This window comes from Micromonospora sp. NPDC093243 (assembly GCF_044753725.1).
In the GTDB taxonomy this organism is placed as follows: domain Bacteria; phylum Actinomycetota; class Actinomycetes; order Mycobacteriales; family Micromonosporaceae; genus Micromonospora.
Map to the genome: position 1 here is coordinate 885,164 of NZ_JBIVNT010000002.1, position 21,735 is coordinate 906,898.

A 21,735-nucleotide genomic window follows, 5' to 3' on the forward strand; every position below is an offset into this window, starting at 1 on the left:
CGGCACCTCGAACCCGGCGCCGGCGCCCGGCAGGTCGGTCACGACGACAGCGCCCCCTGGGCCGGCGCGGGCCGCCGGGCGGCGCCGTCGTCGGGCTCGTCGGAGTCGGTGAGCGCCTGGCTGAACTGCGACCGGTACAGCTGGTGGTACGCGCCGCCGGCGGCGACCAACTGCTCGTGCGTGCCCTGCTCGACGATCCGGCCGTTCTCCATCATCAGGATCAGGTCGGCGTCCCGGATGGTGGAGAGCCGGTGCGCGATGACGAAGCTGGTCCGGTCCGAGCGCAGCGCGGCCATGGCCCGCTGGAGCAGCACCTCGGTGCGGGTGTCGACCGAGCTGGTCGCCTCGTCCAGGATCAGCAGGGACGGCTCGGCGAGGAACGCCCGGGCGATCGTGATCAGCTGCTTCTCGCCCGCGCTGACGTTGCTCCCCTCCTCGTCGATGACCGTGTCGTAGCCGTCCGGCAGGCTGCGCACGAACCGGTCCACGAAGGTGGCCCGGGCCGCGGCCAGGATCTCCTCCTCTCCTGCGTCCGGGCGTCCGTAGGCGATGTTGTCCCGGATGGTGCCGCCGAAGAGCCAGGTGTCCTGCAGCACCATGCCGATCCGGCCCCGCAGGTCGTCGCGGCGCATGGTGGTGATGTCCACGCCGTCCAGGCTGATCCGGCCGGCGTCCAGCTCGTAGAACCGCATGATCAGGTTGACCAGGGTGGTCTTGCCGGCGCCGGTCGGCCCGACGATCGCCACGGTGTGCCCCGGCTCGGCGACCAGCGACAGGTCGTCGATCAGCGGCTTGTCCGGCTCGTACCGGAACGAGACGTGGTCGAACTCGACCCGTCCGTGCGGGTCGGTCACCCGGGCCGGCACCGCCGGGTCGGGGCTCTGCTCGTCGGCGTCGAGCACCGCGAAGACCCGCTCGGCCGAGGCCACCCCGGACTGGAGCAGGTTCGCCATCGAGGCCACCTGGGTCAGCGGCTGGGTGAACTGCCGGGAGTACTGGATGAACGCCTGCACGTCGCCGAGGCTCATCGACCCGGACGCGACCCGGAGGCCACCGACCACGGCGATCGCCACGTAGCTGAGGTTCCCGATGAACATCATCGACGGCATGATGATCCCGGAGACGAACTGCGCACCGAAGCTGGCGCGGAACAGCTCGTCGTTCTTCTCGGTGAAGGCGGCCTGCACCTCGCGCTGGCGACCGAAGACCTTGACCAGCTCGTGGCCGGTGAACGCCTCCTCGATCTGGCCGTTCAGCTCGCCGGTGTGCCGCCACTGGGCGATGAACTGCTGCTGCGACCGCTTGGCGATCCGCTGGGTGACCAGCACCGACAGCGGTACGGCGACCAGCGCCACCAGGGCCAGCAGCGGCGAGATCCAGAACATCGCGCCGAGCACGCCGACCACGGTGAGCAGCGAGGTGAGCAGCTGGCTCAACGTCTGCTGGAGGCTCGTCGAGATGTTGTCGATGTCGTTGGTGACCCGACTGAGCAGCTCGCCCCGGGGCTGCCGGTCGAAGTAGGGCAGCGGCAGCCGGTTGAGCTTTGCCTCCACGTCGGCACGCAGCGTCAGCACGGTGCGTTGCACCACGCCGTTGAGCAGCCAGCCCTGCCACCACATGAGCAGGCTGGCGGCGAGGTAGAGGGCGAGCGCCAGCGAGAGCACCCGGCCCAGCGCGCCGAAGTCGATGCCCGCGCCGGGCACCGGGTTCATCCGGGCCAGCATGTCCGCGAACGCGTCGTTGCCGGTCGCCCGGGCCGCCGCCACGGCCTGCTCGGTGGTGCTCCCCGCCGGGATCTGCCGGCCGATCACGCCGGTGAAGATCAGGTCGGTGGCGTGGCCGAGGATCTTCGGTCCGGCCACGCTGAACCCGACGCTCACCACCGCGAGCGCGATGATCGCCATCAGGTGGAGCCGGTGCGGGCGCAGTCGGCCGAGCAGCCGTCGGGCGGACGGCACGAAGTCCATCGACCGCTCGGCGGGCATCCCGGCGCCCATCCACGGCGGGCCGCCGCGCTGCCCGCCGGGCGGCAGCCGCTTCGGCGTCCGCCCTTCGCCGGCCGGCTTCTGCGCGGGTACGGCGGCACCCGGCCGTCCGTTCGCGGTCATGCCGGCACCTCCGCGGTCTGCTGCGAGGCGACGATCTCGGCGTACGTCGGGCAGCTCTGCAGTAGTTCCTCGTGTCGTCCCACTCCGACGACTCCCCCGTCCTCGAGCACGATGATCTGGTCGGCGTCGACGATCGTGGAGACCCGTTGGGCCACGATCACCACGGCGGCGTCGGCGGTGACCGGCCGCAGCGCCGCCCGCAACCGCGCGTCGGTGCCCAGGTCGAGCGCGGAGAACGAGTCGTCGAAGAGGTAGATCTCCGGCTTGCGTACCAGGGCGCGGGCGATCGCGAGGCGTTGCCGCTGCCCGCCGGAGACGGTGGTGCCGCCCTGCGCGATCGGGGCGTTGAGCCCGTCCGGCATCTGGGCGACGAAGTCGGATGCCTGGGCGATCTCCAGCGCCGCCCACAGCTCCGCGTCGCTGGCGTCCGGGTTGCCGTAGCGCAGGTTGCTCGCCACCGTGCCGGTGAAGAGGTAGGGCCGTTGCGGCACCAGGCCGATCCGACGCCACAGCTCGTCCGGCGCCAGCTCCCGGACGTCGACCCCGTCGACCAGGACGGCGCCGTCGGTGACGTCGACCAGCCGGGGGATCAGCGAGAGCAGGGTGGTCTTTCCCGCGCCGGTGCTGCCGATGATCGCCGTGGTCGTTCCCGGGGTGACCCGGAACGAGATGTCCCGCAGCACCGGCTCGGCCGCGCCCGGGTACTGGAAGCGCACCCCGCGCAGCTCCAGTTCTGCCCGGCGCGGCGGCTCGGCGACCGGGCTCGGGGCCGGCACCACCGACGAGTCGGTGTCCAGCACCTCGGTGATCCGTTCGGCGCAGACCGCCGCCCGGGGCACCATCATCAGCATGAAGGTCGCCATCATGACGGCCATCAGGATCTGCATGAGGTACTGGAGGAACGCGGTGAGCGCGCCGACCGCGATCGCCCCGGAGTCGACCCGCTGCGCGCCGAACCAGAGCACGGCGACGCTGGAGACGTTGAGCACCAGCATCACCACCGGGAAGATCAGCGCCAGCAGCCGGCCGGTGCGCAGCGCGGTCGCGGTCAGATCGGCGTTGGCGACCGCGAAGCGGTCCGTCTCGTACGGCTCCCGGACGAACGCCCGGACCACCCGGATGCCGGTGATCTGCTCGCGCAGCACCCGGTTGACGGTGTCGATCCGGGTCTGCATGAGCCGGAAACCGGGCACCATCCGGCGGATGACCAGGCTCAACGCGACGGCCAGCACCGGCACGCTGACCAGCATCAGCCAGGAGAGCCCGAGGTCCTCCTGGAGCGCCATCACCACCCCGCCGACGCTCATGATCGGCGCGGCGACCAGCATGGTGCAGCTCATCAGCACGAGCATCTGCACCTGTTGAACGTCGTTGGTGTTGCGGGTGATCAGCGAGGGCGCGCCGAATCGGGCCACCTCGCGGGCGGAGAAGCGGTTGACGTGCCCGAAGATCGAGGCCCGGACGTCGCGGCCGAAGCCCATCGCGGTCCGCGCGCCGAGGTAGACCGCCGCGATCGAGCAGATGATCTGGACGAGGCTGACCAGCAGCATCCAGCCGCCGGTGCGCATGATGTAGGCGGTGTCGCCCCGGGCGATGCCCTGGTCGATGATGTCGGCGTTGAGGCTGGGCAGGTAGAGCGACGCCATCGTGCCGATGAGTTGGAGCAGCACCACCAGGGCCAGTGGCCGTGAGTAGGGGCGCAGGTGGCCGCGGAGCAGTCGGATCAGCACTGCTGGCCGCCCGGCAGGTCGGTGGGTTCGGTCATGCGTGGGTCCTCTCCACTACCGATGACTTCCAGCAGGAACGCCCGGATCACCGCCTCCTTGGCGGGATCGGCGTCGACCGAGGTGAGCGGCCGGCCCGCTCGGATGAGGGCGCCGATCGCGGCGACTCGCTCGCGGCCGGCCGGGGTGATGGCGAGCCGGACGCTGCGCCGGTCGTTGTCGTCGCGCTGGCGTTCGACCAGCCCGTCGCGTTCGAGGGTGTCGATGATGCCGGTCAGCGTCGCCGGCCGGACGAAGCAGCGTTGGGCCACCTCGCGGTGCGGCAGCGCGCCGTCCTTGTCGAGGGTCATGAGGGTGACCATGCCGGCCTGGGTGAGGTTGAACTTCTCCGCCAGGAAGCGGTTCCACCGCTGGCCGACGAGGTGGCCGGCGACCACCAGGAGTCGGCCCATCGGCACGTCGTTGAGGGTTACCAGGTCCACGGGGAGCAGATTAGCTCCCTGATAGTCAGGGGCCAAACGAAATAACGGTGGCGGCGGCGATGAAGACGAACTGCAGCGCGGTCCGCCTCGCCAGTGGAGTGACCGGTCGCCCGGCCAGGGTGAGGCGGCGTCGGGCCGCCGAGACGTTGGCCGGGAACATCGCGAGCATCAGCAGCCCGAGCGCCGCCGCGGCCCAGCGCGCGGTCGCCGGCACGAGCAGCGCCACCGCCCCGGCGGACTCCAACAGCCCGGTGAGGGTCACCAGCAGGTCCGGCCGCGGCAGCCGGGGCGGCACCATGGCTATCAGGTCGTCGCGGCGCCCGCCGGTGAAGTGCGCGGAGGCGGTGAGCGCGAACATCAGGGCCAGCCCGATCCGCAGGGCGGGCTGCCAGCCGTCGAGCGCGTCGATCCCGACCAGTCCGGCCAGCCGGGCGAGCCCGGTGCCGACGATCAGTGCGATCAGTGGAGCCATGATCTCCTCCTCGTTCGAACTTGTCGATGACAAGATGCCTCGCCGAGCGACATCTTGTCAATGACAAGTTAGGATCGCGGCATGAGCGGAACGCGTGGCTACCATCACGGCGACCTGCGCCGTGCCCTGCTCGACGCGGCGGTGGAGGTGATCGACGAGTCCGGGCCGGCCGCCGTCAGCCTGCGGGATCTGGCCCGCCGGGCGGGGGTCTCGCACGCCGCACCGGCGCACCACTTCGGCGACAAGGCCGGCCTGCTCACCGCGCTCGCCGTGCAGGGCTTCGAGATGCTGGCCGACGCGCTGCGCGAGGCTGGCGACGACCTGCTCGACGCCGGCGTGGCGTACGTCGACTTCGCGGTGCGACACCGCGCGCACTTCGAGGTGATGTTCCGGCCCGAGCTCTACCGCGCCGACGCGCCGGAGGTACGGGCGGCCCGGGAGGGGGCCGGCGACGCGCTGCGGGCCGGGGTGGCCGGCCGCGCCGCCCGCGACGGCGGCCCGGCCGACCCCGGGCGGGACGCGCTCGCCGCCTGGTCGATCGTGCACGGCTTCGCCACGCTCTGGCTCGCCGGCGCGCTACCGACCCGGGTCGGCGACGACCCTCAGCGGGCCGCCCGAGCCGTGATCCGCCGCCTCTTCGAATAGCCCACCGACTTCTCGCGGCGGGCGTGCAACCGAACGTCCGGTGGCGGCCATCCCCTCAGTAACGGGTGAAACGGGAGGGGATGGCCGATGCATGGATTGGTTACGCAGCATGGCGCCGGGTCGAGCGGCGCCGTCAGGTGACCCGGCGGATCGAGGACGACCGGGTGATGGTGGTCGTGTGGCGCGCCCTGCTGGTCGCCGCCGCGCTGGCCGTCGTCGGGGCCGGCGCGGCCGTCGTCGGCTGGGCCGGCTGACCGGCGGGCCCACCGGTCACCAACTGGTCGGCAGCGGCATCCCCTCGGTGTAGCCGGCAGCGCTCTGCACACCCACCAGGGCACGCTCGTGGAACTCCGACAGGTCCCGCGCGCCGGCGTAGGTGAAGGCGCTGCGTACCCCGGCGATGATCTCGTCGATCAGGTCCTCCACCCCGGGGCGGTTCGGGTCGAGGTACATCCGGGCGGAGGAGATGCCCTCCTCGAAGACCGCCTTGCGGGCCCGGTCGTACGGGCTGTCGTCGGCGGTGCGGGCGCTGACCGCCCGGGCCGAGGCCATGCCGAAGCTCTCCTTGTAACGCCGGCCGTCGGCCTCGGTGTAGATGTCGCCGGGGGACTCGTAGGTGCCGGCGAACCAGGAGCCGATCATCACGTTCGAGGCGCCGGCGGCGAGCGCGAGCGCCACGTCGCGCGGGTGCCGGACGCCCCCGTCGGCCCACACGTGCCGGCCGAGTTCCCGCGCCGCCGCCGCGCAGTCGAGGACGGCGGAGAACTGGGGGCGTCCCACGCCGGTCATCATCCGGGTGGTGCACATCGCGCCCGGCCCGACTCCGACCTTGACGATGTCGGCGCCCGCCTCTACGAGGTCGCGTACGCCGTCGGAGGTGACCACGTTGCCGGCCGCCACCGGTACCGCCGGGTCGAGCTTGCGGACCGCCCGCAGCGCGGAGATCATCCGCTCCTGGTGGCCGTGCGCGGTGTCCACCACCAGCGTGTCCACCCCGGCCTCCAGCAGCGCCGCGGCCTTGCCGGTGACGTCGCCGTTGATGCCGACCGCGGCGGCGATCCGCAGCCGCCCGCGATCGTCCACCGCGGGCCGATAGAGGGTGGCCCGCAGCGCGCCCTGCCGGGTCAGCACGCCGACCAGCCGGCCGTCCGCGTCGACCACCGGGGCGAGCCGACGGCGGCCCGCGGAGAGCAGGTCGAAGCCGGTACGCGGATCCGCGTCCGCCGGCACGGTGTGCAGCTCGGTGGACATCACGTGGCGCAGCTGGGCGAACCGGTCGACGCTCACGGTGTCCGCCTCGGTGACCACGCCGAGCGGCCGGCCGGCGGCGTCCACCACGATCACCGCGCCGTGCGCGCGCTTCGGCAGCAGGTGGATCGCGTCGCCGACGGTGTCCGTCGGGCCGAGGGTGATCGGCGTGTCGTAGACCAGATGGCGCTGCTTGACCCAGGCGACGACGGTCGCCACCACCTCGATCGGGATGTCCTGCGGGATGACCGCGATCGCTCCGCGCCGGGCCACCGTCTCGGCCATCCGCCGTCCGGCGACCGCCGTCATGTTCGACACCACCAGCGGGATGGTGGTGCCGGTGCCGTCGCCGGTGGAGAGGTCGACGTCGAGGCGTGAGCCCAGGTCGGACCGGGCCGGTGCCATGAAGACGTCGTTGTAGGTCAGGTCGTGCGCGGGAACCGCGCCATGTAGGAACCGCACCCGGCCATCATTCCTGGCCGCGGGCCGTCCTGCCGCCGCTGGTCATGGAAAACACCTTCGCCGCCGGTTGATCAACCAACCAGCAGCGTCACGGCCAACCCGGCCATCAGCACCGCTATCGCGCCGTCCAGCCACCGCCAGGCGGCGGCGCGCGCCAGCAGCGGCCCGAGGCGGTGTGCGCCGGCGCCGAGCGCGGTGAACCAGCCGACGCTGGCCAGAGCCGCCCCGACGCCGAAGGCCCACCGGTCCGGGTGCTGCTGCGCGAGGCCGCCCAGCAGCAGCACCGTGTCCAGGTAGACGTGCGGGTTCAGGTAGGTGAAGGCGAGGCAGGCCAGGATCGTCGCCCGCAGCGTCGCCGGCGGCCGGTCGGTCGGCACCAGCGCCCCGGGGCGCAGGGCCCGGCGGGCGGCGAGCGCCGCGTAGCCCAGCAGGAAGGCGGCGCCCGCCCAGCGGATCGTGGTCACCAGCGCCGGCCGGTCGGCGACCAGGGTGCCGACCCCGGCGATGCCGGCGGTGATCAGCGCCGCGTCGGAGAGGGCGCAGGTGAGCACGACCGGAAGCACGTGCTCGCGGCGCAGCCCTTGGCGCAGGACGAAGGCGTTCTGCGCCCCGATGGCGACGATCAGGGCGAGGGAGAGTGAGAAGCCGGCGACGGCGGAGCTGAGCACGCTCCGACGGTAGGTGCGCCGATGGCATGAGTCGAACTAAAGATTCTGAACCTGGTTAAGCTGAGCTGATGGACGGCCTCGACTCCACCCAGCTGCGGACGCTCGCGGCGGTGGTCGCGGAGGGCAGCTTCGAGGCGGCGGCCCGGCTGCTGCACATCACACCCTCGGCGGTGAGCCAGCGCGTCAAGGCGTTGGAGGAGACGGTCGGGCAGGTGCTCGTCCGGCGGGCCCGCCCCTGCTTGGCCACCGCAGCCGGTGCGCCGCTGCTGCGCCTCGCCGGGCAGCTCGTGCTGCTCGAACGGGAGGCGCTGGCCGACGCCCGCGGCCCGCTGACCGGCGGGGGCGCCCGGACCCGGCTGGCGGTGGTGGTGAACGCCGACTCGCTCGGCACCTGGTTCCCGGCCGCTCTGGCCCGGGTGCCCGAGCGGCTCGGGCTCTCTTTCGACATTCGCCAGGACGACCAGGAGCACACCGCCGAACTGCTCCGCGACGGCGCGGTGACGGCGGCGGTGACCGCCCAGCGCGAGGCGGTCCAGGGCTGCCGGGTGCTCCCGCTCGGCGCGATGCGTTACCGCGCGCTGGCCGCGCCGCCGCTGGCCGTCGCGCACTTTTCCGGCGGACTCACCGCGGCTGCCCTGGCCGTCGCGCCGGTGGTCGTCTTCGACCGCAAGGACCGGGCGCAGCACCGCTTCCTGCGGGCGGTCACCGGCCGGTCGCTCGACCCGCCGGTGCACTACGTCCCGTCGGTGCCGGCGTTCAGCGCCGCGATCCGGCTCGGGCTGGGTTGGGGCCTGGTCCCCGAGCAGATCGCCGACGACGACCTGGCGGCCGGGCACTGCGTCGACATCGCCCCCGGCCGGCAGGTGGACGTCCCCCTCTACTGGCAGCACTGGCGGCTGGAGTCAGAGGTGCTGACCGCCGTGACCGCCGCCGTTCGCGAGGTGGCCGCCGAGACCCTGCGCTGAGCGGGCCGCCCCGCCCGACGACTGACCGCCGGTCAGGAGATGGTGCAGATCGCCGCGCCCGCGCTGATCACCGCGCCGACCTCCGCGGTCAGCCCGCTGACCGTGCCGCCCTTGTGGGCGTGCAGCGGCTGCTCCATCTTCATCGCCTCCAGCACCACGACAAGGTCGCCCTCGGCGACGGTGTCCCCGTCGGCCACTGCGATCTTGACGATGGTGCCCTGCATCGGCGAGGTGAGCGCGTCACCGCTGACCGTGGCGCCGGCCTTGGCGCCGCCGCCACGGCGGGCCGGCTTCCGGGCGGCCGGCGCGGCGCTGGCCGTACCCGCGCCGACGCCGGCGGGGAGGGTGACCTCCAGCCGCTTGCCACCCACCTCGACCACGACGGTCTCCCGCTCGGCCGGCTCGGCCGCGGGGCCGGCGGTGGCGGTGAACGGCGGGACGGTGTTGTCGAACTCGGTCTCGATCCACCGGGTGTGCACGGTGAACGGCTCGGCGGTGAACGCCGGATCCCGGACCACCAGGCGGTGGAACGGCAGCGCGGTGGCCATCCCGTCGACCACCATCTCGTCCAGTGCCCGGCGGGCCCGCTCCAGCGCCTCCGTCCGGGTCTCCCCGGTGATGATCACCTTGGCCAGCAGCGAGTCGAAGTTTCCGCCGATCACGTCGCCGGCCGAGATCCCGGTGTCGACCCGGACACCCGGGCCGGTCGGCAGCCGCAGCGCGGTGACCGTGCCGGGCGCGGGCAGGAAGTTGCGGCCCGGGTCCTCGCCGTTGATCCGGAACTCGATGGAGTGCCCGCGCGGGGTCGGGTCCTCGGTGATCCGCAGCTTCTCGCCGTCGGCGATGCGGAACTGCTCCCGGACCAGGTCGATGCCGGCGGTCTCCTCGGTCACCGGGTGCTCGACCTGGAGCCGGGTGTTCACCTCGAGGAAGGAGATGGTGCCGTCCGCGCCGACCAGGTACTCCACCGTGCCCGCGCCGTGGTAGCCGGCCTCGCGGCAGATCGCCTTGGCACTGTGGTGGATCTGGGCCCGCTGGGCGTCGGTGAGGAACGGCGCGGGCGCCTCCTCGACCAGCTTCTGGTGCCGCCGCTGGAGCGAGCAGTCCCGGGTGCCGACCACGATGACGTTGCCGTGCTGGTCGGCGAGGACCTGGGCCTCGACGTGGCGGGGCTGGTCGAGGTAGCGCTCGACGAAGCACTCGCCGCGACCGAACGCGGCGACCGCCTCCCGGGTGGCCGACTCGAAGAGTTGCGGGATCTCCTCCATGGTGCGAGCCACCTTGAGCCCGCGCCCGCCGCCACCGAAGGCTGCCTTGATGGCGACCGGCAGGCCGTGGTCCACGGCGAATGCCATCACCTCGTCCGGGCTGCCCACCGGGTCGGGGGTGCCGGGCACCAGTGGGGCGCCGGCGCGCTGCGCGATGTGCCGGGCGGTGACCTTGTCGCCGAGGTCGCGGATCGCCTGCGGGGTGGGGCCGATCCAGGTCAGCCCGGCGTCGATGACGGCCTGGGCGAAGTCGGCGTTCTCGGAGAGGAAGCCGTAGCCGGGGTGCACCGCGTCGGCGTCGGCCTTCGCGGCCACGTCGAGCAGCTTGTCGATGCGCAGGTAGGTGTCGGCCGCGGTGTCCCCACCCAGGGCGTAGGCCTCGTCGGCGAGCGTGGCGTGCAGGGCCTCACGGTCCGAGTCCGCATAGACCGCGACGCTGCCGAGACCGGCGTCGCGGCAGGCGCGGATGACGCGGACGGCGATCTCGCCGCGGTTGGCGATGAGTACCTTGCGCACCGTGGGGGCTCCTCCCAGGAGGTCGTTGACCGGGAGTGTATCGGCCACCCTGCGGGCCCTAACGATCGCTCAGTGTGGGATGCCGCACTGTGTCCACCGGGCCTTAGTCAAACTTGGTTATTACGCTTGCCCGGTGTCTGCAACTCGGATGATGATTCTCGGTCTGGTCAAGTGGATGCAGCCGGTGCACGGCTACGACGTGCGGCGCGAACTGCTCAGCTGGAACGCCGACAAGTGGGCGAACGTGCAGCCCGGCTCGATCTACCACGCCCTGCGCAAGCTGACCGAGGAGGGACTGCTGCGGGCGGTCGCGACCGAACAGGTCGGCGGCCGGCCGGCCCGCACCACGTACGAGGTCACGCCCAAGGGCGACGACGAGTTCGAGACGCTGCTGCGCGGTCTGTGGTGGAAGGTGCACGAGGTCCCGGACCCGTTCACGGCGGCCTTCTCCTTCCTGCCGGCGATGCCGCGCGAGGAGGCGGCCGCCGCCCTGCGCAACCGGGCCACCCAGCTCGGCGCGGGGGTCGAGTGGATGCGGGCCTCGCTGGAGTCGGACTGGATCCGCGACACCAAGCCGGTGCACGTGGCGTGGATGTTCGAGCTCTGGTCGGCCCGGGCGGAGGCCGAGATCGCGTGGTGCGAGCGGATCGCCGAGCGGATCGAATCCGGAGTGTCGTACCTGCCTGCTGGGCTGGACCAGGCGCAGGGTTGGTCGGGCTGGCAGGAGCGGCTGCCGGATCGGCCGGCCGACGCGGAATAATCAACGTTGACCACAGAAGCTATATCGCGTTAGCCTGCTCCCGGCACCACGGGGGGAGTGCGCCGCGCGGCGTCCCCAGGGCAGGCGGCGGCCGGCACGGCCCGGCCCGGACGACCAGGAGCAGAGATGATCGAGACCAGAGGGCTGCGGAAATCGTTCCGCTCCCGGGCGGGTCGGGAGACGAAGACCGTCGACGCCGTACGGGGGGTGAACCTGGAGGTCGCCGAGGGGGAGATCTTCGGCTTCCTAGGCCCCAACGGCGCCGGCAAGACCACCACGCTGCGGATGCTCGCCACGCTCATCGAGCCCGACGGCGGCGAGGCGACCATCGCCGGCGCCGACCTGCGCAAGGCCCCCGGTGAGGTGCGCCGCCGGATCGGCTACGTCGCCCAGGGCGGCAGCACCTGGGACGAGTCCACCGCCCGCGAGGAGCTCGTCCTCCAGGCCCGGCTCTACGGCCTCAGCAAGGCCGAGGCGAGCCGCCGCGCCGTCCGCGCCCTGGAGGCCTTCCAGCTCACCGAGTACGCCGACCGCAAGTGCAAGACCTACTCCGGTGGGCAGCGCCGGCGGGTGGAGATCGCGCTCGGCATCATCCACGAGCCGAAGATCGTCTTCCTGGACGAGCCGACCACCGGCCTCGACCCGCAGAGCCGAGCCCACATGTGGGACGAGATCCGCAGGCTGCGCACCGAGGGGATGACGGTCTTCATCACCACCCACTACCTCGACGAGGCCGACGCGCTCTGCGACCGGATCGCGATCATGGATCACGGCGAGGTGGTCGCCGAGGGCACCCCGGTCGAGCTCAAGCGCGAGATCTCCGGCGACGTGGTGCTGGTCGGGCTGGAGGCCGCCGCGACCCCCCAGGCCGCGCAGGCGCTCGACGGCGAGGCGTACGTCAACAAGCTGGAGACCGCCGACGAGGGCGGCCTGCGGCTCTATGTCGACGAGGGCGCCACGGCGATCCCGCAGATCCTGCGCCGGCTGGACCAGGCCGGCCTCACGCTCGCCTCGATCGAGCTGCACCGGCCCAGCCTGGACGACGTCTTCCTCACCAAGACCGGCCGCTCGCTGCGCGAGTCCTGAGAATCGGAGACCTTGATGAAACTCGCCCGCGACACCTGGCTCATTTTCGAGCGCCAGTTCCAACTGCTGCTGCGCAACCCGGTCTGGGTCTTCGTCGGCGTCTTCCAGCCGGTGATGTACCTGCTGCTCTTCGCCCCGCTGCTCAAGCCGGCGCTGAACGCGCCGACCCAGGCCGAGGCCTACAAGATCTTCGTACCCGGCCTGCTGGTGCTGCTGGCCATCTTCGGCGGCCTGTTCCAGGGCTTCGGCCTGATCGCCGAACTGCGCGCCGGGGTCATCGAGCGGTCCCGGGTCACCCCGGTCAGCCGGCTCGCCCTGCTGCTCGGCCGCTCGCTGCGGGACGTCGTCTCGCTGCTGGTGCAGGCGGTCATCATCACGCTGCTCGCGCTCCTCTTCGACCTGCGGGTGGTGCTCGGCGACCTGCTGCTGGCCTACCTGATGCTCGCGCTGATCGCCCTGATGACCTCGGCCGTCTCCTACGGCGTCGCACTGAAGGTCAAGAGCGAGGACGCCCTGGCGCCGCTGATGAACACCGTCGCCCAGCCGGTGCTGCTGCTCTCCGGCATCCTGCTGCCGCTCACCTTCGCGCCGGGCTGGCTGCAGGGCATCGCCGACTGGAACCCGTTCTCCTGGGCGGTCGACGGCACCCGCGCGCTCTTCGCCGGCGACCTGGCCAACGACAAGGTCTGGCAGGGGCTGACCATCACCGCGGTCCTCGCCGTCGCCGGCGTCTACTGGGCGGCCCGGCAGTTCGCCCGCAGCGTCCGCTGATCGGGAGAGCTGCCTCTCAGTCGAGGCGGGGCATCGGGCCGGCGCTTGTAGCGTAAGGCCCGTGCCCCGCCTCACCCGTGACCAGATCACCTGGTTGGCCTACGCCCAACTGGGCCTGTGGGGCTTCTTCCTCTACGGCTTCGGCCCGGTCGTCCCGCTGCTCCGCGACGAACAGGGCACCAGCGCCGCCGTAGCCGGGCTGCACAGCACCGCCATCGCGGTCGGCTCGCTGATCGGCGGCGCGCTCTTCGCCCCGCTGGCCGGCCGGATCGGTCGGGGCCCCGCGATCTGGACCGGTCTGGCCGGCGTGGCCGTCGGCGTAGCCGCGTTCGGCACCCTCCGCGCGCTGCCCGCCACCCTCGCCGCAGTTGCCGTGATCGCCACCTTCGGCATGGCCGTGATCAGCGGCGTCAACGTGGTGCTCGTCGCCCAGCACGGCCGTGCCGCGCCCGCCGCGCTCGCCGAGGCGAACGCCGCCTGCGCCGGCATGGGCATCCTCGCCCCGTTGGTGATCGGCGCCTGCGTCGACGCCGGGCTCGGCTGGCGGCCCGCGATGGCCGTCGAGGTCGGGCTGATCGCGCTGGTCGGGCTCGTCGCGCTGGCGTCACGGGTACGCCAGCCGAAGCCGTCCTCTGCCCTTGTCGGCGCCGATGCCGCGGCTGCCGGCGGCGATCCTGCCGTTGCCGGCGCTGGCCTCGCCGTTGGCGGCCCTGACCTCGCCGTTGCCGGCCCTGACCTTGCTGATGCCGGCCCCGATCTTGCCGTTGTCGGCGTTGGTCCTGCCGTTGGCGGGCAGGAGACCATGGTGGCGCGGCGGGCGGAACCGGCCGACGTGGGCCGGCGGCTGCCCCGGCCGTACTGGATCGCCTGGACGCTGATGTCGGTGACCGGCTCGATCGAGGTCTGCCTGTCGCTCTGGACCGCGGACGTGCTCCGCTCGCACGCCGCCATGAGCGCCGGCAGCGCGAGCGCCGCCGTCGCCGCGATCGTCTGCGGGATGTTCCTCGGCCGGTTGGCCGGCGGCCGGATCGCGCTGCGGCTGCCGCCGGTACCGCTGCTGCTCGGGGCGCTGGGGATGTCGCTGGCCGGCTTCGCCGTCTTCTGGTCCGCGTCGATCGGCTGGCTGGCGGTGGCCGGGCTGGTCGTGCTCGGCCTGGGCAACGCGCTGCACTATCCGCTGGCCATCTCGATCGCGCTCGCCGTGGCCGGGCCGGCCGCCGACCGGGCGGCGGGCTGGTCGGCGTACTCGATGGGGATCGGTTTTGGCATCGCCCCGGTGCTGCTCGGCCGGGTGGCCGACGGGATCGGCCCGCACCTGGCGTTCCTGCTGCTCCCGGCGTTCATCGCGGTCGCTGCGCTGCTCGCCGTCCGCCTCGGCCGCTCGCTGCGGGCCGCCCACCCGACCGCGGAGCGCGAGCCGGCGACGGTGTTCACGAGCTGACCGGGCGCACGACGCCTGATCAACACAAGGTCGGCGATATTGCGGTGTCCGACCCGCCTGGACACCGCAATATCGCCGAAATCGAGTGGATCAACGACTGCCGGCGGCGCTGATCGCTCGTCGGCGGCCTGGTGGCCGTCGCGGCGGTGCCGGTCCGGGCGTCGGAGCCGGTCAGTGCACCCGGGCGAGGGTGAGCCCGTCGGCGATCGGCAACATGACCGCGTCGACCCGCACGTCGGCGAGCACCTCGTCGTTGAACGCGGCGATCGCCCGGTCGCTGACGTTCTGCGGAGCGAGCACCCGCCCGCCGCGCAACACGTTGTCCACGGCGATGACACCACCGGGCCGCATCCGGGGCACCAACTCCGCCCAGTAGATCGGGTAACCCGTCTTGTCCGCGTCGATGAACGCGAAGTCGAGGTGGCGCTCGTGCGGCAGTTCACGCAGGGTGTCCCCGGCCGGGCCGATGCGCAGCTCGATCCGGTCGGCCACCCCGGCCCGGGCCCAGTAGCGGCGGGCGATGCCGGTGTACTCCTCGGAGATGTCGAAGCAGGTCAGCCGACCGTCGTCGGGCAGCCCCCGGGCGATCGCCAGCGAGGAGAGCCCGGTGAAGGTGCCCACCTCGACCGCCTGCCGGGCCCCCAGCAGCCTGGTGAGGAAGGTCAGGAACGCGGCCTGCTCCGGCGCGACCTGCATCGTCGCCTCGTCCGGGAGCGCGGCGCGGGTTTCCTCGGCAAGGTCGCGCATGATCTCGTCCGGCGGAGATCCGTGCCCGACCAGGTACGCGTGCAGGTCGTCGGTGAGCGGGATCGACTTCGTGGTCATGACTGGACGCTAACCGAGCGGCTCGACCGATTGGCCGCCCGGCGCGACCTTCGTCCAGAGGTCCGTGATCCGCAGGTCCAACTCGGCGAGGAGCCGGCGCAGCAGCGGCAGCGACAGCCCGACGACGGTGCTCTGGTCGCCCTCGATCCGCTCGACGAACGGGCCGCCCAGCCCGTCGATGGTGAACGCGCCGGCCACCGCCAGCGGCTCACCGGTGGCAACGTAGGTCTCGATCTCGTGGTCGCTGATGTCGGCGAAGTGGACGGTGGTCGAGGCGACCGCCTCGGCGCGCCGCCCCGCCGTGACGTCGATCAGGCAGTGTCCGCTGTGCAGCACCCCGCTGCGTCCCCGCATCCGCAGCCAACGCTGGGTCGCGTCCGCCGCGTCGGCCGGCTTGCCGAGGATCTCGCCGTCGAAGCCGAGCACCGAGTCGCAGCCGATCACCAGCGTCCGCTGGTCGGTGGCCGGACGCAGCCGGGTCAGCACCGCCTGCGCCTTCAGCCGGGCCAACTCAAGGCAGAGTTCCTCGGCCCGGTCGGTGACCACCAGAGACTCATCGACGCCGCTGACCAGCACATCCGGCTCGATGCCGGCGGCTTGGAGAATCTTGCGGCGGGCGGGACTGGCCGAGGCGAGCACGAGACGGAGCGGCAGCTGATCAGGCACCTGACCGACGTTACCGGCTGACCCACGGCCGTGCGCGGCACCACCTCTCGACACGTCGCCGGCCGAGCGCCCTTGCGGGTGATGTCATCCCAGCGCGGGTCAGTGACTGATCCGCGGGGGTGGATCATCCCCGCGCCGACGCCGGCGGGCCAGGACGACCCAGGTCGTACCCGCGGCCACGATCACCCCGAGCGTGACCAACCCCCGGACCGTGGCGGCCGAACTGTCCTCGTCGGAGGGCGCCGCCGCCCCCGTCGTACTCGGGTCGCCACCGGCGGTGGCACTCGCCGTCGCAGACTCAAACCCGAGCGGCGGTACGTCTGCGGTCAGCGCCGCCACAATGTCGATGACGCCGTAGCCGTACTCGTCGTCCCGCCCGGGCGGCCCCTTGTCGACCGCCGTGGCAGTAAGCCGGTGCGCAACTTCACGGGCCGGGAGGTAGGGATACTTCGACCGAATCAACGCCGCCGCCCCCGCCACAATCGCCGTAGCGCCCGAGGTGCCGGTGCCCTTCGAATACTTCCCGTCGTAACTGGTGCTGTAGATATCTACTGCGGGTGCCGCTATGTCGATCTCTGGCCCGACTACAGAGACCGTGGCATGTATGCCGCTGCGGTCAACCCCCCCAACCGCAATCACGCCACGATGTGAAGCCGGGTAACCGACGCCTGATCCTTGGGTGGTGTTTCCGGCAGCCGCTACTACCACAATGTCCGCGGCAATTGCTGATTCGATCGCCCTTGCCAGGCGTGGGCTAGACGTTCCTCCGCTGGAGATACTGACCACCCGGGCACTCTGTGAGACGGCGAACTCTATGCCCGCCGCCAAATTGTCTGCCTCACCAAAGTTGTCGGCTGTGGACGACCTAATTGGAAGAATCTTAGCTCTCGGCGCAATGCCGAGTGCTCCAACCTTGTCGCTGCCATGTGCGGCGATCAAACCAGCCATGCTTGTGCCGTGGCTGTTGGGGTCATGTCTGCCATCGCCGGAACCGCCAGCGACGAGGTCGACCCCCCGCAGCAGGTTATTCCGTAAGTCAGGGTGGGGATCTACTCCTGTGTCGGGCACGCCGACGATAACGCCCTCACCCTGGCTGACCTTTTGCGCATCTTCAATATTCAAGTATCGAAGGTGCCACTGATCGGTGCGAATTGACATTGCACCGTCAGGCTTGGGGGCTTGATTCTGGGTATGCGCTTTGGCTGGAAAGGGTGGGAGCAGAACTGTCACTACGAGAGGCAAGACTGATAGCGCCGCCCGATCAACGCGCAACTTCACCTGCTCAGGCCGATAGCTGGACCTGGATCTATCGGCCCCTCCTCGTCTGGGGGGCGGACCACTGGAGGCACGCCTTTACCGGTCTCCCATGGGTTGTCTGGATCCCATTGGGGCTTGTCGCTCGCTTGCTCTTGACGACCCAATCGGCCAGGTGCCTGATTGGGACCACGACCCATGCCGTTGCTGCCAGTCATCCCGGGACTGCCGCCGATCGGTGGCAGGCTATGGGCCGACCCGAGCCCGCGACCCATTCCGGGCCGGGAGCCAGCGCCTCCGGCGGGAGCGGTACCGGCGCCGCCGCCACCGATCACCCCACCTACAGGGTTGATTCGACGTGGAGGGTTGGATCCAGTGCCCGGCTGGCCCAGGCCCATGCCGGGCGCGCCGCCGATCAGTCCTCCCGGCGCCATCGGTCGAGCGGTGACGGGTGGCGTCGAAGGTGGGAAGCCACCTCCGCCTCCGCTTACCGGTCGGCCCATTGACCCGGGCTCTATCGGAAAAGATCCAGTGGCGGGAAGCCGGGGAGGGGCCCCGGGCGGTAGAGCTGGCGTGGCAGTAGCACCAGCAATCGGCGTGGGGGATGGAGGCGCTGACGCCGCAGTCGGGCCTTGGCCAACCGGCGAAGGTGCCAGCCCTGGCCCTGCGCCTCCGAGTACAGGGCCGGTGGTGGGAGCCTTCGGTGTCGGGACCGGGCTCCTTGATGCGTCGGACTTCGGCCCCGGCGAAGCAGTGTTGTTAGTCATCGGAACCGGCACGATCGGGGGTATGACCGGCGTCGCTCCATGGCCACCATAAACGTCCGGGTCGCTGGTCTGATGCCCCGGCCGTGGTGGTGGTGGAGGTGGTTGGCGGAGTGCTACTTGGGCGTGTTGGAGTTCGCTGCTGAGGCCGTACATGATGCCGCGCGCTTGGACGTTGAGGGTTTCCAGGTCGGCGTCGGTCACGGGTTGGTCGGGCACTCGGCTGCCCATGGCGGCCTTCGGGTCGGCGGCGGTCGCCTCGTACGCCTGCTTCTGCTGGAGCTTGGCCGCGTACACCTCGTGGATCTTTTGAAGCGCGGTGCGGGTGCCGCTGATGGCCTGGGTCGCGGCGGCCAGCGCGGTGTAGTTGGTGGCGGCGGCGTCGTGGGTGCGCTGGACCTTGTCGATCAGCTCGTCCAGCTCGGCGAGGTAGGCGCGGGAGGCCGCGTTCGTTGCGGGCGGCCAGGCCTCGGCGAGGCCGCGGCGGTATTCCTGGAGCCGGCTCAGGTGGGTCTGCGCCAGGTCGCAGACCTTGCGCCAGCCGGCCACCTGCTTCCAGTGGTTGGTGGTGTCGTGGTCCTGCAGGCAGGCCCACATGCTGTTCACGTCCATCAGGTGCCAGTCGGTGAGACCGGAGGTGCGGCCGCTGCCCCGTTCGATCACGGCAGCACCACCGAGCCGTCGTCGGGCGCGGTCGGGTCGCGCAGGACCACCGACGGGGCGGCGGGCACCACCGTGCCGGGGCTGGTGAGGGCGTGTTCGACGTCGACCACGCGGGCCGCGGAGAAGGCGTCGGTGCCGGCGTAGTGGTCGGCGACTGTGCCCGCGGCAGCGGCCAGGTGGCCGGTGGCGCCCTGGACGCCCCAGACCATGTCGACGGCCGCCTGCTGGGTCTCGTGATGTGCGCGCAGGAAGTTGACCAGCTCGATGAAGGCGTCGCACGGATTGGGCAGCGGGGCCTTCATGTCGTCGGCGATGTAGGACAGGTGTGGCGCATAGTTGCGCTCCACCTCGGCCGTGAGCCGGTCGGCGAACTCGCGCAGCTGGCGAATGTCGGCCTCGATGCCGCCGTAGCCGCTCAGCCAGGCCGCTGGGCGGCCCTCCTCAGGGATCATCGATCCTCCCCCACCGTCACGGCACCGTTTCCCTGAGTGAGGTTAGCCGCTAGGGCCGACCCTGGCAGCCCCGGACCGCCGATGGGATCAGCGGGGCAGGCCGGAGGCGCGCCAGGCGCCGGCACCCGCAGCGGGTGCCGCGCCGGTCGGTCGTCCGCTGCGCGCCCAGGCGGACGCGGCCACCGGCGCGGGCGCGGTGGCCGGCCGGGTACGCGCCACGATCGCGCCTACCAGCGCGGCCAGTTCCTCGGCGGTGGGCACGCCGCGAACGACCCGGAACAGCGGCTCTTCGGCAGACATGCGGCCAGGGTACGCGTCCAGAACTTGACCTTCGCCGCACAGTGGCGTGCCGGCGGTGTGAGTGTCACGCCCGCCGGGTACCGTCTCAGCGATGTCGAACGCGCTTCCCCAACTCGTCGCTGACCGTTACCGGCTTATTTCGCCGCTCGGTCAGGGCGGCATGGGTCGGGTGTGGAAGGCGCGCGACGAGGTGCTGCACCGGGACGTGGCGATCAAGGAATTGGTCCCGCCGCCCGGCCTCACCGATGACGAGCGCCGTGAAATGCGGGAACGCTCGCTGCGCGAGGCTCGGGCGATCGCCCGGCTCAACAACGTCAACGTCGTGCGCATCTTCGACGTGCTGCGTACCGACGGCGATCCGTGGATCGTCATGGAGTACGTCGCGTCGAAGTCGTTGCAGGACACTCTCGCCGAGTCCGGCCCGGTCACGCCGGCCCGCGCGATCGACATCGGCCTCGGGGTGCTCGGCGCGTTGAAGGCCGCGCACAAGGCCGGGGTCATGCACCGGGACGTCAAGCCGGGCAACGTGCTGCTCGGCGACGACGGCCGGGTGGTGCTGACCGATTTCGGTCTCGCCACCATCCCGGGCGACCCGAACGTGACCCGCACCGGCATGGTGCTCGGCTCACCCGCCTACATCGCGCCGGAACGGGCCCGCGACGGCACCGCCGGGCCGGAGGCTGACCTCTGGTCGCTGGGCGCCACGCTCTACGCGGCGGTCGAGGGCAAGTCGCCGTACGCGCGGCCGTCGGCGATCGGCACTCTCGCGGCGCTCGCCACCGAGCCGATGCCGCCGCCGAAGAACGCCGGACCGCTGAAGCCGGTGCTGCAGGGCCTGCTGCGCAAGGACCCGACCGAGCGGATCACCGCCGAGGTGGCGGAACGGTTGCTGCGTCGGGCCGACGGCAAGCGTTCGCGGGGCATCTCGCTGCTCGACGGCGTACGCCGGCCGGGGCCCAACGGTCCGCGCCTGCCTCGCCCGGCCGTGGTGCCGGCCCCGCGCCCGCCCGAGCGGGTCGACCCGCCGGCCGCTCCGCCGGCGCCTCGCACGCCCCCGGCGGCGGCTGCCGCCGCGGCGGCCCCGGCCGCCGCGGTCGGTGCGGACGACGTCACGACGAAGGTCCCGGCCAGCGCCGACGCCGCGCCGACCGCGAAGGTGGACCGACCGACGGCCGACGCCGACCCGACAAGCAAGCTCGAGGCACCCACGTCACCGGCCTCGGCACTCACGTCCCCGGCCCCGACGGACACGCGATCCGACGCGACCGCGACCGACGAGCCCGGCGACGAGCCGACGGCGGTGGCCGAGCAGGTCCCGGCGGATCCGGCCGGGGCGGCCAATCCGACCTCGGTGCTGCCGGTCAGTCCGTCGGCCGCGCCGGCCGGGCGGGCGCCGATCCCGTTGCCCACCGGGGCGCCGGCCGACCGGAAGCGACGCAATCTGCTGATCGGCGTGCTGGTCGCCGTCCTGCTGCTCGGCCTCGCGATTGTCGTGCCGCTGCTGTCCAGCGGTGACGACCCCGAGGACGGCAAGGCCCCGCAGGCCAACGGCGGTAGCGCCAGCTCGCCGTCGGCGGCACCGCAGACCTCCGCGCCGGCCGCCCCACCGCCGACCAGCGGGGCGCCCAGCGCCACTCCCTCGGCGACCCCGTCCGTCGACCCCAATGCGTTGCCGCCGGGCTGGAAGCTGCACAAGGACCCGGTCGGCTTCGCCCTGCCACTGCCCGACGGTTGGGTGCGTCGCCAGGTCGACTCCACCACCATCGTCTTCGACCAGTCGAACGGGGTCGGTGAGCTGCTGGTCCAGTGGACGGGCACGCCGAAGTCGGACGCGTACGCCGACTGGAAGCGGATCGAGCCGGACCGCAAGAAGCTCGTCAACAACTACCAGTACCTGAGCATCAAGCGCTGCGACTTCTGGAAGACCTGCGCGGACTGGGAGTGGCTGGAGAGCCGGGACGGCACCCGGATCCACGTCCGTAACCGCGGCTTCGTGACCGCCAGCAACCGCGGCTACGCGCTCCGGTGGGAGGTCGCCGAGAAGGACTGGGCGGCCAACCTGCCGAACTTCGATCGGATCGCGAACGGGTTCGTGCCGGACCGCAAGGACTGATCAGCGGGAATCGCATCCGCACGAAACTGATTCGCATGGCCTTCCGTCGTTCGGGGTACCTGATCCTCGACGACGGAAGGAG

19 protein-coding genes are annotated in these 21,735 nt (G+C 71.8%); 7 read left to right on the forward strand and 12 right to left on the reverse strand.

Annotation, left to right across the window (positions count from 1 at the left end):
- Window positions 1-38: 38 nt before the first annotated feature.
- From ACIP9D_RS08975 to ACIP9D_RS08990, 4 genes are read right to left on the reverse strand one after another with little or no spacing between them, the layout of a single operon-like run.
- Complete coding sequence (locus tag ACIP9D_RS08975; protein ID WP_350867376.1) at window positions 39-2,108, reverse strand: ABC transporter ATP-binding protein; 2,070 nt, start codon at window positions 2,106-2,108, stop codon at window positions 39-41.
- Window positions 2,105-3,838: an ABC transporter ATP-binding protein gene (locus ACIP9D_RS08980; RefSeq protein WP_350867374.1), complete on the reverse strand. Its 1,734-nt coding sequence runs from the start codon at window positions 3,836-3,838 to the stop codon at window positions 2,105-2,107. The genes ACIP9D_RS08975 and ACIP9D_RS08980 overlap by 4 nt, the downstream gene beginning before the upstream one ends.
- Window positions 3,832-4,314, reverse strand: a complete 483-nt coding sequence (locus ACIP9D_RS08985) for a MarR family transcriptional regulator (protein ID WP_350867372.1) — start codon at window positions 4,312-4,314, stop codon at window positions 3,832-3,834. Before ACIP9D_RS08985 ends, ACIP9D_RS08980 begins: the two co-directional genes overlap by 7 nt.
- Before the next feature lie 25 nt (window positions 4,315-4,339).
- Window positions 4,340-4,786: a DoxX family membrane protein gene (locus ACIP9D_RS08990; protein ID WP_350867370.1), complete on the reverse strand. Its 447-nt coding sequence runs from the start codon at window positions 4,784-4,786 to the stop codon at window positions 4,340-4,342.
- Window positions 4,787-4,867: 81 nt separating this feature from the next.
- Between ACIP9D_RS08990 and ACIP9D_RS08995 the strand changes: the two genes are divergently transcribed.
- Complete coding sequence (locus ACIP9D_RS08995) at window positions 4,868-5,431, forward strand: TetR/AcrR family transcriptional regulator (RefSeq protein WP_350867369.1); 564 nt, start codon at window positions 4,868-4,870, stop codon at window positions 5,429-5,431.
- A 270-nt stretch (window positions 5,432-5,701) separates the two neighbouring features.
- Here the strand turns inward: ACIP9D_RS08995 and ACIP9D_RS09000 are convergent, their stop codons facing one another.
- Window positions 5,702-7,141 carry a GuaB1 family IMP dehydrogenase-related protein gene (locus ACIP9D_RS09000; protein ID WP_350867367.1) on the reverse strand — a complete coding sequence of 480 codons (1,440 nt, stop codon included), beginning with the start codon at window positions 7,139-7,141 and terminating at the stop codon, window positions 5,702-5,704.
- Between the two features lie 71 nt (window positions 7,142-7,212).
- The gene (locus ACIP9D_RS09005; RefSeq protein WP_350867365.1) at window positions 7,213-7,809 is read right to left on the reverse strand and encodes a LysE/ArgO family amino acid transporter; all 597 of its coding nucleotides are present in this window, start codon (window positions 7,807-7,809) and stop codon (window positions 7,213-7,215) included.
- Between the two features lie 68 nt (window positions 7,810-7,877).
- Here ACIP9D_RS09005 and ACIP9D_RS09010 point away from each other — a divergent pair, with 68 nt between their 5' ends.
- The gene (locus ACIP9D_RS09010; RefSeq protein ID WP_350867363.1) at window positions 7,878-8,774 is read left to right on the forward strand and encodes a LysR family transcriptional regulator ArgP; all 897 of its coding nucleotides are present in this window, start codon (window positions 7,878-7,880) and stop codon (window positions 8,772-8,774) included.
- A gap of 32 nt (window positions 8,775-8,806) precedes the next feature.
- Here ACIP9D_RS09010 and ACIP9D_RS09015 read toward each other — a convergent pair whose 3' ends face one another.
- Window positions 8,807-10,558 (reverse strand): biotin carboxylase N-terminal domain-containing protein, encoded by a 1,752-nt coding sequence (locus ACIP9D_RS09015; RefSeq protein ID WP_350867361.1) that lies wholly within the window; start codon window positions 10,556-10,558, stop codon window positions 8,807-8,809.
- Window positions 10,559-10,706: 148 nt separating this feature from the next.
- On the opposite strand from ACIP9D_RS09015, the gene ACIP9D_RS09020 reads away from it, so the two are divergent.
- The 4 genes from ACIP9D_RS09020 to ACIP9D_RS09035 all read left to right on the forward strand — a co-directional run bounded on the left by ACIP9D_RS09020 (window position 10,707) and on the right by ACIP9D_RS09035 (window position 14,616).
- Window positions 10,707-11,318, forward strand: coding sequence for a PadR family transcriptional regulator (locus ACIP9D_RS09020; RefSeq protein ID WP_350868767.1), 612 nt, complete (start codon window positions 10,707-10,709; stop codon window positions 11,316-11,318).
- Between the two features lie 126 nt (window positions 11,319-11,444).
- Window positions 11,445-12,404, forward strand: a complete 960-nt coding sequence (locus ACIP9D_RS09025) for an ATP-binding cassette domain-containing protein (protein ID WP_350867359.1) — start codon at window positions 11,445-11,447, stop codon at window positions 12,402-12,404.
- Window positions 12,405-12,419: 15 nt separating this feature from the next.
- Window positions 12,420-13,175 (forward strand): ABC transporter permease, encoded by a 756-nt coding sequence (locus ACIP9D_RS09030; protein ID WP_350867357.1) that lies wholly within the window; start codon window positions 12,420-12,422, stop codon window positions 13,173-13,175.
- A gap of 61 nt (window positions 13,176-13,236) precedes the next feature.
- Window positions 13,237-14,616: an MFS transporter gene (locus ACIP9D_RS09035; RefSeq protein WP_350867355.1), complete on the forward strand. Its 1,380-nt coding sequence runs from the start codon at window positions 13,237-13,239 to the stop codon at window positions 14,614-14,616.
- A 171-nt stretch (window positions 14,617-14,787) separates the two neighbouring features.
- On the opposite strand, the gene ACIP9D_RS09040 is transcribed toward ACIP9D_RS09035, so the two are convergent.
- The 5 genes from ACIP9D_RS09040 to ACIP9D_RS09060 form a co-directional block, all read right to left on the reverse strand.
- Window positions 14,788-15,441: an O-methyltransferase gene (locus ACIP9D_RS09040; protein WP_350867353.1), complete on the reverse strand. Its 654-nt coding sequence runs from the start codon at window positions 15,439-15,441 to the stop codon at window positions 14,788-14,790.
- Between the two features lie 9 nt (window positions 15,442-15,450).
- Complete coding sequence (locus ACIP9D_RS09045; protein ID WP_350867351.1) at window positions 15,451-16,107, reverse strand: nucleoside triphosphate pyrophosphatase; 657 nt, start codon at window positions 16,105-16,107, stop codon at window positions 15,451-15,453.
- Between the two features lie 99 nt (window positions 16,108-16,206).
- Window positions 16,207-17,265: a type VII secretion-associated serine protease mycosin gene (gene mycP / locus ACIP9D_RS09050; RefSeq protein ID WP_350868766.1), complete on the reverse strand. Its 1,059-nt coding sequence runs from the start codon at window positions 17,263-17,265 to the stop codon at window positions 16,207-16,209.
- Window positions 17,266-18,784: 1,519 nt separating this feature from the next.
- Window positions 18,785-19,240 (reverse strand): hypothetical protein, encoded by a 456-nt coding sequence (locus ACIP9D_RS09055; protein WP_350867350.1) that lies wholly within the window; start codon window positions 19,238-19,240, stop codon window positions 18,785-18,787.
- A gap of 87 nt (window positions 19,241-19,327) precedes the next feature.
- Complete coding sequence (locus ACIP9D_RS09060; protein WP_350867349.1) at window positions 19,328-19,540, reverse strand: acyl-CoA carboxylase epsilon subunit; 213 nt, start codon at window positions 19,538-19,540, stop codon at window positions 19,328-19,330.
- A gap of 91 nt (window positions 19,541-19,631) precedes the next feature.
- Here ACIP9D_RS09060 and ACIP9D_RS09065 point away from each other — a divergent pair, with 91 nt between their 5' ends.
- On the forward strand, window positions 19,632-21,653 hold the full coding sequence (locus tag ACIP9D_RS09065; protein ID WP_350867348.1) for a protein kinase domain-containing protein: 2,022 nt from the start codon (window positions 19,632-19,634) through the stop codon (window positions 21,651-21,653).
- The last annotated feature ends 82 nt before the right edge of the window (window positions 21,654-21,735 follow it).

Bases quoted from the DNA above. Each gene is read 5' to 3' on its own strand.
- ACIP9D_RS08975 (WP_350867376.1), bottom strand. From the start codon at position 2,108: ATGACCGCGAACGGACGGCCGGGTGCCGCCGTACCCGCGCAGAAGCCG.
- ACIP9D_RS08990 (WP_350867370.1), bottom strand. From the start codon at position 4,786: ATGGCTCCACTGATCGCACTGATCGTCGGCACCGGGCTCGCCCGGCTG.
- ACIP9D_RS08995 (WP_350867369.1), top strand. From the start codon at position 4,868: ATGAGCGGAACGCGTGGCTACCATCACGGCGACCTGCGCCGTGCCCTG.
- ACIP9D_RS09010 (WP_350867363.1), top strand. From the start codon at position 7,878: ATGGACGGCCTCGACTCCACCCAGCTGCGGACGCTCGCGGCGGTGGTC.
- ACIP9D_RS09020 (WP_350868767.1), top strand. From the start codon at position 10,707: ATGATGATTCTCGGTCTGGTCAAGTGGATGCAGCCGGTGCACGGCTAC.
- ACIP9D_RS09025 (WP_350867359.1), top strand. From the start codon at position 11,445: ATGATCGAGACCAGAGGGCTGCGGAAATCGTTCCGCTCCCGGGCGGGT.
- ACIP9D_RS09030 (WP_350867357.1), top strand. From the start codon at position 12,420: ATGAAACTCGCCCGCGACACCTGGCTCATTTTCGAGCGCCAGTTCCAA.
- ACIP9D_RS09040 (WP_350867353.1), bottom strand. From the start codon at position 15,441: ATGACCACGAAGTCGATCCCGCTCACCGACGACCTGCACGCGTACCTG.
- mycP (WP_350868766.1), bottom strand. From the start codon at position 17,265: ATGTCAATTCGCACCGATCAGTGGCACCTTCGATACTTGAATATTGAA.
- ACIP9D_RS09055 (WP_350867350.1), bottom strand. From the start codon at position 19,240: ATGATCCCTGAGGAGGGCCGCCCAGCGGCCTGGCTGAGCGGCTACGGC.
- ACIP9D_RS09060 (WP_350867349.1), bottom strand. From the start codon at position 19,540: ATGTCTGCCGAAGAGCCGCTGTTCCGGGTCGTTCGCGGCGTGCCCACC.
- ACIP9D_RS09065 (WP_350867348.1), top strand. From the start codon at position 19,632: ATGTCGAACGCGCTTCCCCAACTCGTCGCTGACCGTTACCGGCTTATT.